This window comes from Achromobacter sp. D7-1 (assembly GCF_059760445.1).
The window spans coordinates 1-12,490 of record NZ_JCBAMT010000030.1; the positions used below are offsets into that span (position 1 = coordinate 1).

Annotated in this window: 12 protein-coding genes; all 12 read right to left on the minus strand. The window is 66.6% G+C overall.

Features of this window, described 5'->3' with window-relative positions; translation table 11 throughout:
- Positions 1-55 precede the first annotated feature (55 nt).
- The 12 genes from AC6LKD_RS14880 to AC6LKD_RS14935 all read right to left on the minus strand — a co-directional run bounded on the left by AC6LKD_RS14880 (position 56) and on the right by AC6LKD_RS14935 (position 12,179).
- Positions 56-763, minus strand: a complete 708-nt coding sequence (locus AC6LKD_RS14880) for an ABC transporter ATP-binding protein (RefSeq protein ID WP_013394012.1) — start codon at positions 761-763, stop codon at positions 56-58.
- 4 nt (positions 764-767) lie between these two features.
- On the minus strand, positions 768-1,490 hold the full coding sequence (locus AC6LKD_RS14885) for an ABC transporter ATP-binding protein (protein WP_498116644.1): 723 nt from the start codon (positions 1,488-1,490) through the stop codon (positions 768-770).
- Entirely contained in the window at positions 1,471-2,460 is a 990-nt protein-coding gene (locus AC6LKD_RS14890; RefSeq protein ID WP_498116645.1) for a branched-chain amino acid ABC transporter permease, read from the minus strand. Before AC6LKD_RS14890 ends, AC6LKD_RS14885 begins: the two co-directional genes overlap by 20 nt.
- A 1-nt stretch (position 2,461) precedes the next feature.
- Positions 2,462-3,313 carry a branched-chain amino acid ABC transporter permease gene (locus AC6LKD_RS14895; protein WP_013394015.1) on the minus strand — a complete coding sequence of 284 codons (852 nt, stop codon included), beginning with the start codon at positions 3,311-3,313 and terminating at the stop codon, positions 2,462-2,464.
- A gap of 43 nt (positions 3,314-3,356) precedes the next feature.
- A complete protein-coding gene (locus tag AC6LKD_RS14900) occupies positions 3,357-4,604 on the minus strand; it encodes an ABC transporter substrate-binding protein (protein ID WP_013394016.1) in 1,248 nt (415 codons plus the stop codon).
- A 255-nt stretch (positions 4,605-4,859) separates the two neighbouring features.
- The gene (locus AC6LKD_RS14905; protein ID WP_013394017.1) at positions 4,860-5,666 is read right to left on the minus strand and encodes a putative hydro-lyase; all 807 of its coding nucleotides are present in this window, start codon (positions 5,664-5,666) and stop codon (positions 4,860-4,862) included.
- A 107-nt stretch (positions 5,667-5,773) separates the two neighbouring features.
- A complete protein-coding gene (locus AC6LKD_RS14910; protein ID WP_498116646.1) occupies positions 5,774-6,679 on the minus strand; it encodes a LysR family transcriptional regulator in 906 nt (301 codons plus the stop codon).
- Positions 6,680-6,757: 78 nt separating this feature from the next.
- The gene (locus tag AC6LKD_RS14915; RefSeq protein ID WP_498116647.1) at positions 6,758-8,107 is read right to left on the minus strand and encodes an amidase; all 1,350 of its coding nucleotides are present in this window, start codon (positions 8,105-8,107) and stop codon (positions 6,758-6,760) included.
- An 83-nt stretch (positions 8,108-8,190) separates the two neighbouring features.
- Positions 8,191-8,874: a DUF2848 domain-containing protein gene (locus AC6LKD_RS14920; protein WP_498116648.1), complete on the minus strand. Its 684-nt coding sequence runs from the start codon at positions 8,872-8,874 to the stop codon at positions 8,191-8,193.
- Between the two features lie 72 nt (positions 8,875-8,946).
- Entirely contained in the window at positions 8,947-10,230 is a 1,284-nt protein-coding gene (locus tag AC6LKD_RS14925; RefSeq protein ID WP_454694835.1) for a TRAP transporter large permease, read from the minus strand.
- Positions 10,227-10,847, minus strand: coding sequence for a TRAP transporter small permease subunit (locus tag AC6LKD_RS14930; RefSeq protein WP_013394022.1), 621 nt, complete (start codon positions 10,845-10,847; stop codon positions 10,227-10,229). The genes AC6LKD_RS14925 and AC6LKD_RS14930 overlap by 4 nt, the downstream gene beginning before the upstream one ends.
- A gap of 285 nt (positions 10,848-11,132) precedes the next feature.
- Positions 11,133-12,179: a TRAP transporter substrate-binding protein gene (locus tag AC6LKD_RS14935; protein WP_498116649.1), complete on the minus strand. Its 1,047-nt coding sequence runs from the start codon at positions 12,177-12,179 to the stop codon at positions 11,133-11,135.
- Positions 12,180-12,490: the final 311 nt, after the last annotated feature.

A 12,490-nucleotide genomic window follows, 5' to 3' on the forward strand; every position in this document is an offset into this window, starting at 1 on the left:
CGCCTTGCGCGTCCGGCGCGGCTTCGTCACATCCCCGGGTTTACATCGCCGGGGTCTACATCCCCAGATACGCCTTGCGCACCTCGTCCGAGGCCGCCAGTTCCGCCGCTTCGCCCGACAGCGCCACCCTCCCGCTCTGCATCACATAGGCGCGCGCCGCGACTTCCAGCGCCTGCGCCATGTTCTGCTCCACCAGCAAGACCGACAGGCCGTCGTCGCGGTTCAGGGCCGCCAGCGCATCGAATACCTGCTCCACCAACAACGGCGACAGACCCAGGCTGGGCTCGTCGATCAGGAGCAGGCGCGGGCCGCTCATCAGCGCCCGGCCGATGGCCAGCATCTGGCGCTCGCCGCCTGACATGGTGCCCGCCAACTGCGCGCGGCGCTCCTTCAGCCGCGGGAACAACGCGTATACCCGCTCCAGGCGTTCGCCGTAGACGCGCTCGTCCCGCACCGTATAAGCGCCCAGGCGCAGGTTCTGCTCCACCGGCTGGCGTGCGAATACGCGGGCGCCTTCGGGGATCATGGAGATCCCCTGGGTCACCAGCCTGTCCGGCGGCGTGCCGGTGATGTCCCGACCTTCGAACACCACCCGTCCGCCCTTGGGCTTGACCGCCCCGACAATGGCCAGCAAGGTGCTGGACTTGCCCGCGCCGTTGGCGCCCAGCAAGGCCGCAATCTCGCCCGGCCTGACTTCCAGCGACACGCCGCGCACCGCCTGCACGCCGCCATAGGCCACGCTCAGTTCTTCCACTTTCAGCATCGCATCAGGCACGGTGCTTTCTCCCCAGATAGGCTTCGATCACGGCCGGGTTGCGCACGATCTCCTGCGGCGCGCCCTCGGCGATCATCTGGCCGAAGTTCAGCACCAGCACCCGCTGGGCCAGCCGCATGACCACCTCCAGCACGTGTTCCACGATGATGAGCGTGACGCCCGACGCATGGATGCCGCGCAGGATCTCGGCCAGGGCGATGGCCTCGGCCGGGTTGAGACCGCCCGCCACTTCATCGAGCAGCAGCATGCGCGGCTCGGTCGCCAGCGCCCGCGCCAGCTCGACGCGCTTCTGGCCGGCCACGTTGAGCTCTGCCGCCCGCACGTCGGCGCGCTCGGCCAGCCCCACCAGTTCCAGCACGCGGGCGGATTCGCGGCGCGCGTCCTGCAGGCGCGGATGGCGCAGCAGCGCGCCGACCATGGCGTTCTCCAGCACCGTCATCTGGCCGAAGCTGCGCGGGATCTGATACGTGCGCACCAGGCCCATGGCGGCCACCTGTTCGGGATGGCGTCCTATCATGGACTGGCCATCGAAGGTCACCGAGCCGGAGGTGGGTTCGTGATGCCCCACCAGGCCATTGAACAGGGTGCTCTTGCCCGCGCCGTTGGGACCGATGATGGCGACGATTTCACCCGCTTCGACCGACAGCGAGATGTCCTTGTTCGCGACCAGGCCGCCGAATTGCTTGGTCAGGTTCTTAACGTCGAGCAGAGCCACGGCGCCTCCTCAATGTGACCAGCCCGCCCGGCAGGAACATGGTGACCAGCAAAATGGCCAGGCCGAAAACCAGCAGGTCCAGGCCCATGCCCGAACTGCCCCACAGCACGCGCGTGCCCTCGGACAGCGGCAGCAGCACCGCCGCGCCCAGCCACGGGCCGATCAGCGTGCCGACGCCACCCAAGATGGTCACCAGCACGACCTGCACCGACATCGTCAGGTTGAACATGGATTCGGGGTCGATGAAGCCCACGTACATGGCAAAGAAGCCGCCCCAGACGCCGGTCATGCCCGCCGACATCACGAAGGCCAGCATCTTGTAGCGGTCCGCGGGCACGCCCAGGCTGCGCGACGCGGCCTCGTCGCCATTGATGGCGCGCCAATAGAAGCCGGTCTTGGAATGCACCAGGAAGAAGGTGGCGCAGAAGGTCAGGAAGGCCAGGCCCACCGCGATCCAGTAGTACGGCACCTTGCTGCGGAACAGCAGCATCCAGGCGGCGTCGCCGATCGGCGCCTCCAGGCCGACCGCGCCGCCCGCCCATTCCCAGTTGATCATCAGCAGCAGCCCGATCTGCAGCAGCGCGATGGTGGCCATCGCGAAGTAGTGGCCAGACAGCCGCAGCGTGGGGCCGCCCACCAGCCACGCCAGCGCCGCGCTGATCACCCCGCCCAGCGGAATGCCCAACAGCGGCGTGAGCTTCAGATGGTGCAGCAGCAGCAAGGTGGTGTAGCCCCCCACCCCCACGAACACGCTGTGGCCGAAGGAGATCCGCCCCAGGAAGCCGCCGACGAGGTTCCAGCACGCGCCCAGCGCGCCGAACATGATGGCCAGCAGCAGCACCTGCAGGGTGAAGGCGTCCTTCACCACCAGCGGCACCAGAGCCATCAGGATGGCGGCCACGGCCGCCACCGCAATCGGCCATTTGGGCACGCCCGCGGACGCGGCGTCGAGTTTGTTTGTCTTGTTCATCTCACCACCGCCCGAACAGGCCGCGCGGCCGATACCAGAGAACCAGGATGAACAGGATGAACACGCTCACCGTCTTGAGCGCCGGCGCGACGAAGTAGCCCGTCATGGCCTCGATGATCCCGATCAGAATCCCCGCGATGAAGGCGCCGGGCAACGACCCGAAGCCGCCCATGCACACCGCCACGAAAGCCAGCAGGCCGAACACCGTGCCCACCGAGGGAAACACGTAGAAGAAGGTGGTGAGCAAGGCGCCGGCCAGGCCGACCGCCGCGCTGCCCAGCATCCAGACCTGGGCGTTGACCCGGTCCGGCGAAATGCCCACCAGGGCGGCGACCTGCCGGTCTTCCGCCACCGCCTGCAAGGCATGGCCCCAGCGCGTGCGGTACACCAGGATGAACAGCGCGACCACCACCACCAGCGCGATCAGCCCCGTCACCACCTGTGGCCTGCCCAGCGAAATGCCAGCCACCGTGACGCTGCCTGACACCAGGGTGTCGGGCAGGCTGCGGTAATCGGGACTGAAGGCGATGAAGGCGACCTGGCGCAGCACCAGGCCCAGGCCGAAGGTGGCCAGGATGACCGCCATCGCCGGCCCCTTCTGCAAGCGGCGGATGATGAGCGCGTAGGTCAAAAAGCCGACGAAGGCGAGCACGATGGCCACCAGCGGCGCCGATAGCGTGGGATCGATGTGGCCCAGCGTGTAGAGCCAATAGGCGGCATACATGCCCAGCATCAGGAACTCGCCGTGGGCGAAGTTGATGACGTCGGTGATGCCCCAGATCAGCGCCAGCCCCACCGCCACCGCGGCATAGATCAGGCCGTTGAACAAGCCTGCCGAGAGAGCTTCGAACATGGAGTGCTCCTGCGGCGGACCCCGCGGCCCGCCGCGTCTGTGGTTACTTCCAGGCGAACGGCAGCGTCGGCAGGCTCTTGTCCGTGCGGTATTTTTCCGGCCAGACCGTCTGGTAGGACGAACCCTTGAGCTCCAGAATCAGGCCCGAGCCCTTGGTGTTCTGGCCCTTGGCGTCGAATTGCACCCCGGCCCAGGGCATCGCGACCTGCGCCTCGCCCAGGTCGGTGGCGGCCAGCGCCTTGCGGATCGCCTCGGGATCGGTCGAGCCGGCCCGGTTGATCGCGTCGGCCAGCACCAGCACGCCCTGCATCGAACGGGCGTTGTTGCCGTTGAGATCCTTGCCGGTCTTGGCCTTGTACATGTCGTTGATCTTCTTCAGCCCGGCCTTGGACGCCGCGACGTCGTTGCCCCAGACGTCGCGCGTCAGCACGCCCTGGACCTGCGGCCCCACTTCCTGCACGAAGCGCGAATCGATGAAGCCCGCATCGTTTGCCAACAGCACAGGCGGCGCGTACTTGCTTTCCCGCATGGTACGCACGAACAGCATGGCGTCCGAGGTATAGCTGGCGAAGATCGCCACGTCGGCCTTGGCGGCGGCCAGCTTCTGCACTTCCGCCGTCACCGAGGCCGAGCCCGCGCTATAGGCAATGTTGGCGACCAGTTGGCGCTTGTATTGCTTGGCGAACTTTTCAACGGCCTTGTAGGTGTTCACGCCGAAGTCGGTGTTCTCGTACACCACGGCGATCTTGGCGGTCGGCACGGCCTTCACGCCGTCCAGGAACTGCATCATGTTCTCAACGAAGGTGTCGTCGTTGGGCGAGGTGCGGAAGAACCACTTGTAGCCGCGCTCGGTCAGGTCCGGGCTGCTGGATTCGCCATTCACATAGGGAATGCCGCGCTGCTCGGCGATGCGGCTGGCGGTCTTGGTCACGGCCGACTGGTAGGCGCCGGTCAGGGCCACCACCTTCTCCTGGTCGATCAGGCGCTGGGCGTCGGCCAGACCCACTTCGGGCTTGCCCTGCGAATCGCCGAACACCACTTCGATCTTGGCGCCGCCCAGCGCCGGCAGGCCGCTGCCCGCCGCCAGCGGTATGCCTTCCAGTTCGGGATGCGGATTGTTGATGATGTCGACCGCCAGTTCGACGGCCGCCTTGATTTCCGCCCCGGTGGAAGCCAGGGCGCCTGACAGGGGATAGATCGCGCCGATGCGCACGGCCTGCTGGGCCTGCGCGGGCACGGCGCACATCAGCGCCAGGCTCGCGGCGACACCCGCGATGAGCTTCATCTTCATAACTGGACTCCTGGATTGAACCGGCTAGGTGTGAAAGCAATTCATCTGCGCGGGCGGGTGCATCGCCTGGGCAATGGCCCCGTTCGCGGCGTCACGGGACCCTCCGGCCAGCCGGAAGGCCCCAGATTCAAAGCGTTGTCGCCATTTCCCCTTGTCCTATGATGGATCGTTCTGGTGGCACAACGGGTACTGCTGCACAAGTACGACTGCTGCCGCTTCCTGTTTACGCACTGCCTGGAAACGGCAGACGAGCGGTCAGAACACCGCCATCCTGCTGTTGATGAGGTCCGTGACCAGCATGTGGCCCGGCGCGTGGGTAATGCAGAACTCCGGCCGCACAGCCGCGACCACCGACTGCGGCGTCACGCCGCAAGCCCAGAACACGGGCATTTCGCCTTCGCGTATCTCCACCGGATCACCATAGTCCGGGCGGCTGATGTCGGCAATCCCGATCAACGCGGGGTCGCCGATGTGTACCGGCGCGCCGTGGACCGAGGGAAACCGCGAGGTCACCTGGATGGCGCGGATGGCGTCCGCAGCCTTCAGGGGACGCATGGACACGACCAGCGGGCCGCCGAACACGCCCGCGGCATGGGTTGGGACATTGGTGCGGTACATCGGCACGTTGCAGCCCTGCTCGATATGACGCACGGGCAGGCCGTTATCCAGCATCGCTTCCTCGAACGAGAACGAGCAGCCGATCAGGAACGACACCAGGTCGTCGCGCCAGAGATCCCGCACGTCGGTGGGCTCGGCCACCAGCTCGCCGTTCTGCCAGACGCGATAGCGCGGGATGTCGCTGCGGATATCGATGTCCTGCCCCAATTCCGGCAAGGCGGGATCGCCCGGTTCGGACATGGCCAGCAAGGGACAGGGTTTGGGATTGCGCTGGCAGAAGTGCAGAAAGTCCGCGGCCAGCGCGCGCGGCAGGATCGCGAGGTTGGCCTGCACGTGGCCCGGGGCGAGGTTCGCCGTGGGGCCGGTAAGCTTGCCGCTGCGCGCATCCAGGCGCGCCTGGCGGGCCAATTCCACGCTGGTGCGCACAGCAGGGTTCGTATGCATGTCCATCCCTTCAATGATGATTCCGGTAGGGGGACATTGCACAGGAACCGCGGACCAGCGTCCAATCACAAGTTGCGATAGACCCCGATCAATATTCCTTATCAGGGTTAAGCCGGATGCCGCAGCGCCTCTTCGCGCGCAATCTGCTGCGCCGCCTCGGCCACCGCGCGCGGGATCTGGCTGTCCGGCCCCTGCATCCAGCAAGCGGTGTAGTGCAGCGGCGGCAAGGCCGGCGCTCTCACCTCCAGGATGCGCAATTCGCCCTGCGCCAGCTCTTTGTGCAGGATGACGGGCGCGATGACGGCGGTGCCGATCGCGTCCTGCGCCATCCGCACGATGACGCTGAGCGCGGAACTGCCGTACATGCGCGGCGCCTCCACGCCGGCCTGCTGCAGCAGTTGGCGCACGGCGCGGTGCGGATCGGTGGTCGATGGATAGGTGATGACGGGCCATTCGGCCAGCCGCTTCAGGGAGATCGGCTGGCGTCCGACCTTGAGCTTGGGGCTCGCCACCCAGGACAGGGGGTAGTTGCAGAGATAGAGATTCTCGATGCGGGGCTCTTCCATCGGCCCCAGCAGGAATGCCAGGTCGATCTGGCGCGAGGCCAGCTGAGTCTTCAGCACCGTGGTCGTATCCACCTGGATCTCGACCATCAGCGCCGGATAGACATCGTGCAGATGCTCCATCAAGGTAGGCAGCCAGGTATGCACGATGGTTTCCGAGACGCCCAGCCTGAGCGTGCCGCTCATCACGCTCTTGGCGCGCGCGGCCTCCTGCATGTCGCGCCGCATCTGCAGCATGCGCTCCGCGTGCGACAGCAGCTCGCGGCCCTTGCCCGTCAGCTTGATGCCGCGGGTGTCGCGGTCGAACAGGCGCACGCCCAGATCGGATTCCAGCGACGCGATGCGCTGGGAAATGGCGGGCTGGGTGGCGTTGAGCTTCTCGGCCGCGGCCCGGAACCCGCCCAGGGTGGCGACCCAGAAGAAGGTCTCGATATTGCGCAGATCGATCATGGCGGCGGCGTCCGGCTAAGCAGCCGCCATCTTAGCGCCCGGGGCGGGCCGGCGGCCGCCGCCCGCCCCGGCCGTGCATCACTGGCTGGCGTACAGCGCTTCCACCGCCAGGCCGATGCTCAGGATGCGGCGGTCGGCGCCATTGCTGCCGGCGATCATCAGCCCCACCGGTGCCGTGCCGGACGCATGGCAAGGCAGCGACAGCGCGCAGCCATCCAGGAAATTGATCAGCGTCGGATTGCGCAGGATCAGGCCGTTGGCCGCGTAGTAGGCGTCGTCCGAAGCCTGCAGGTCGGCGACCGCCGGCGCCACGATGGGCGTGGTCGGCATGATCAGGGCGTCATAGCCCGCGATGCGGCGGTCCACCGCCGCCACCCAGGCTTCGCGCGCGTCCAGCAGATCCAGGTAGTCGGCCGCGCTCATGTCCTTGCCGCGCATGATGCGCGACACCACGCGCGGGTCATAGCGCTTGCCGGCGCGGGCGATCAAATCGCGGTGCCAGGCCCAGGCCTCGGCGGCGGTGAAGCCGCCCTTGGCGTTGATGGCGGCAAGTTCCGCGAATTCCGGAATCGCGATCTCTTCGACCAGCGCGCCCGCGTCCTTCAAGCGGCTGACCGCGGCCGCAAAGCTGTCGGCGACGTGCTTGTCCATGGCGTCCAGCGCCAAGGTGGTCGGGATGGCCAGGCGCAAACCGCGCAGCGCCGCCGCTTCCGGCACCGGGCCGCCGTCGCCGGACAGGATGGCATCCAGCTCGGCGCAGCAGCGCACGCTGGCGGCGATGGGACCAATGGAATCCAGGTTGGCCGACAGCGGCAGCACGCCTTCCATGGAGACGCGCCAGGCGCTGGGCTTGAAGCCCGTCAGGCCGCAAAGCGCGGCGGGGATGCGCACCGAGCCGCCGGTGTCCGAACCGATGGCGGCTGCCGCCATGCCGTCGGCGACCGAGACGGCGGCGCCCGAGGACGAGCCGCCGGGAATGCGGCCGGTGGCGCGGTCGTAGGGATTCAGCGGCGTGCCGTAGTGGGGGTTGATGCCCAGGCCCGAATAGGCGAATTCGGTCATGTTGGTGCGGCCGATGATGACCGCGCCCGCCGCCACCAGGCGGCGCACGACTTCAGCGTCGGCGTCGGCCGCCGGCTCGCCTTCGCGCGCCACCGAACCCGCCATCGTGGTCTCGCCCTCGATGTCGAACAGGTCCTTGATGCTGATGGGCAAGCCCTCGATCGCGGAGCGGACGATGCCGGCCGCGCGCAGCGTGTCGGACGCCTGCGCCTGGGCCAGCGCCGTATCGGCGTACAAGCGGGTGTAGGCGCGCGCGCCCTCGCCCGCTACGTCCTGGGCGCGGGCCAGCGCGGCCCGCGTCAGTTCCACGGAGCTGCTGCGGCCCTCTTGCAGGGCCAGGGTCAGATCATTCAGAGTCGAAACCATAGTCATCCTAGTGCCGCCTTGCGGCATGAGTGCAAACAGGCGCGCCCGCGGGCGCGCCTGGCGATAGGCGCCGGAGGCCGGAATCAGGCCACCACGGGCAGCGTCTCGACATGATAGCGGTGGCGCAGGCTGCGCTGGCGGCGCGGGTCGTGCAACTCCATCGTGAAGTCGACCGAGGGGCGGATGCCGCCGATCGCGCCCACGGTGCCGCAGGTCATGCCGGCGCCCGCCGGCAGCACGGCCGAGCCGCCGGTGTAGCCGGCGACCAGGTCCTGCGGCGTGCGCAGCGACGCCAGCGGACCCTCTTGGTACAGCACTTCCACGCCGTTCTCGACGATGTAGGAACGGATCACGAGTTCGTCCCAGTAGTCGGCCACATCGGCCAGGCGCCAGGCGCTATTGGCCAGCGGCTTGACGCAGACCTGCTTGGACATCGCCACGCTATAGGTCTCCAGCTTGCGGTCGGTGTGGTCCGAGGCGATGCTGACGTACATCTCGCCGTCCACCGCGAATACGAAGGTTTCCACTTCGCCCGAGGAGTCCTCGCCCAGGGCCTGCACAGTTTCCTTCTGGGTCAGCTGATTGTCGGCGATGCGGTAGTACAGCGGCACGCTGCTGGGACGCGGCACGCCGATGGCGGCCAGTTCTTCGATGTGGTGCTCGATCGCGGCGACGTCGCGTCCGGCCCAGCCGGCGACGATCAGGGTGTCGAACTCGACTTCGACCTGGCGGGGTTGCGAATCTTCGATCTGGAATACGGCTTTCATATCTGTCCTGCTGAAATAAGGGAGTGAAGGACGCGGCGGCCCGCCGCGCCCGGAATGTCTATGGAATGAAGGTCAGCCGAACACGCGCGGCAGCCACAGCGCCACGTCCGGCCAGAAAGCCAGCAGCGCCAGCATCACGAACATGGCCGCCACGAACGGCAGGCTGCCCATGATGACCGCGCTCATGGAGCCGCTCTTGCGCAGGCTTTGCACCACGAACAGGTTCAGGCCCACGGGCGGCGTGATCAGGGCGGCTTCGACCAGGATGATGATGACGATGCCCAGCCAGATGGGATCGAAACCCAGGCCGATCATGATGGGCGCGACGATGGGGATGGTCGTGATCATCATGGACAAGGTTTCCATGAAGCAGCCCAGCACCAGGTAGAAGACCACCACGATCAGCAGCATCCAGCCGGGCGACAGGCCCAGGCCCGTGATCGACTTGGTCAGTGCATCCGTCAGACCGGTAGCGGACATGACGAAGTTCAGGAAGCTGGCGGCCACCACGATCAGCATGATCATGGCCGTGGACCGCATGGTGCCTTCCATGACCTCGCGCAGCATCGACCACGACAGGCGGCGGAACCAGGCCGCCAGGATGAAGGCGCCCAGCACGCCCAGCGCGGCCGCTTCCGTCGGCGTGGCCAGGCCGGCGTAGATGGAGCCCACCACCAGGAAGAAAATCCCCATGGGCGGCGCCAGGTGCACCAGGCTGGCGATGCGCTGGCCCCAGGTCGCCTGGATCTTCTTGCCGCCCCAGGACGGCTTGGCGACGCAGGCGATGACCACCGTCAACATGAACAGCGCGGCCATCGCGAAGCCCGGGATAATGCCTGCCAGGTACAGCTTGGGCACCGACGAGTTCGTCAGCACGCCATAGATGACCAGATTGATCGATGGCGGGATCAGGATGCCCAGCGTGCCGCCGGCAGCCAGGCTGCCCAGGAACAGCGGCTCGTTGTAGCCGTACTTGCGGATCTGCGGGATGGCCACCGTACCCACGGTCGCGGCGGTCGCCACGCTGGAGCCGGAGGTGGCCGAGAACAGCGTCGAGGCGCCGATGTTGGCGTGCATCAGCCCGCCCGGCAGCCACGACAGCCACAGGCTCATCGCGCCATACATGCGTTCGGCGAAACCGGCGCGCAGCAGCACCTCGCCCAGCATGATGAACAACGGAATCGCCACCAGCAGGAACTCGTTATTGGTGCTCCAGGACACTTCGCCGATCGCGCGCGTCAGCGGCAGCATCGAGAACAGCGGGTCCAGGATCAGGCCCAGCACGCCCAGCGCCGCGCCCACCGGAATGGACAGGCCGATCAGCACCAGGAGCAGTATCAATGCGGTGGAAATCATGCGGCTTCTCCCTTCACCATGCGCTCGCCGGCGGCGGCTTCCTCGTCGGCCTCTTCCTGCGCCGAACGCACGCCGCAAATGTTCTTGACCAGCTCGATATCGCCCGTGACCAGCGCGGCGGAGGCGCGCGCCAACATCAGCGCGACCGTGATGCACATCCAGCCCAGGCCCAGCAGCCACAGGCCCTGCGGAATCCACAAGGGCGTGGCCAGCGGCGTGTTGGCGGCGGATTTCTGCGCCCAGGAGGTCTGCACGACCTCGGAGGCGTAATAAGTCAGGTAGACCATGAAGACCGCCAGGGCCACCATGGAGATCCAGTCCAGCACGGCCGCGATGCGCACCGGCATGTACTGGTAGACCACGTCCACGCGCACGTTGGCGCGTTGCAGCGTGGCGAACGCCAGCGCCCACGAGGTGCTGATGGCGAAAGCGTAGCTGGACAGCTCATCCGCGCCGCCCGTCGTGAAGCCCAGGAATTTGCGGGCCAGCACGTCAAACGAGATCAGCAGCACGCTGGCCACCGTCAGTGCGCCGCCGGCCCACACGGCCACGCGGGAGAAGCTCTCAGCGCGCCGCAATAGCCCGCCCAGCAGGCGAAAGTGTTCAGTTTGAGTCATGAGTAAAACCTTTGCAGGGTCGGGCGCGCAGCGCCCTCCCAGCTATGTAACGAACGATCCCATAGGGACGCCACGGAACCGCAGTGCCGATCCTTAGCGACTCTCCCAAATCGGGATGCCACGGAATCAGCTCTGCCGACCTGTAGCAACTCCGATTGAGTTGCCACGGAGCCAGCTCTCCCAATCTATAGCGACTCCCCCCGATCCGGATGCCGCGGATCCGGCTGTGCCGGTCCGCAGGCATGCCCCCCTGGGGGGGAAGCGCGCAGCGCTTCGGGGGGGGTCTTACTTCATTGCAGTCACGCCCAGCGTCTTGCCGATCGTGGCGTTGAAGTCCTTCACGCACTGGGCCGAGCAGCGCGCGGCCCACTTGGGCAGCACGGCTTCCTCGGTGACCTTCTTCAGCAGCGCGCGGTCCGCGTCCGAGGGCTGGACCAGGACCATCTTGCCCTTGACCGGGAACGGGCAAGCGGCAGCGCCCGTATTGCAGTCATAGCCTTCCTGCGTCTGGCGCGCGGCGGCGTCCCAGATGTTGTCGACCAGGGTCTTCACATTGGTCTGCAGGAACGTGCGCACCTTGGGATCCAGCTTGTCCCAGGCCTTCTGGTTCACGGCGTGGATCTGCTGGTTCCAGTTGATCGGCAGCGCGACCAGGTGCGTCGATACTTCGTACCACTTGGCCGAGTAACCCGACAGCGAACCCGTGATGGCGCAATCCACCACCTTGTTCTGCAGCGCGGGCACCACTTCACCGAAGGCCATGGTCACGCTGGAACCGCCCAGCGCCTCGACGAACTCGGCGGTGGTGCGGCTGCTGGTGCGGACCTTCTTGCCCTTGATGTCGGCCAGGCCCTTGATTTCGGCGTTGCAGAACAGCACTTGCGCGGGGTAGGTGGAAATGCCCAGCAGCTTGACGTTGTTGCCTTCGCCATACAGCTTGGCATAGACCGGCTCGAACGCGTCGGTAACGGCGCGCGCGGTCTTGACGTCAGGCGCCAGGCCGGCCAGGTCGATCGCTTCGTTGATGGGGTTGTCGCTGGCGAAGTACGCCAGGGTGGCGGTGCCGAACTCGACCACGCCCTGCGACATCAGGCGCAGCAGTTCGGGACCCTTAAGGCCCATTTCGTTGAAGCCCTTGATATCTGCCGTGACCTGGCCCTTGGACAGCTCGGGAATGGTCTTGGTCCAGAACGGCTTTTCGTAATCGTTGTAGGCGGTCAGGTTGCTCAGGCCGCCCACGACCTTCAACTGCGTCTTGGGCAGGTCCTGCGCCTGGACGGCGCCGGCCAGCAAGCCGGCGGCAACAGCGGCGAAAACTAGCGACTTCTTCATGGACAAAACTCCTAGCTGGCGGGATGGTATGCCGCGCGCCGGATCCCGTTATCCTGGCGGCGCGCGGTGGCAATCGGAGAGTCTGGAGATCAGCCGCGCGACGACGGGCGTCGCACTTGCGCGGCATGGCTTGCCGCCCGGGTCTGGGAATGGGACATACGCTGGTTCATGCTTTCCCCCGCTCTATGCATCCAGGCGATCGTTATTGGTGTGTCGCCATTGCAGCGTCAGGGGCGCGGAGCGTCCAATCGTATGTTGCGATACGGGGGTATAAATTTTTCTTTGGTCTCGCCCGACGCGTTTGCGGCATT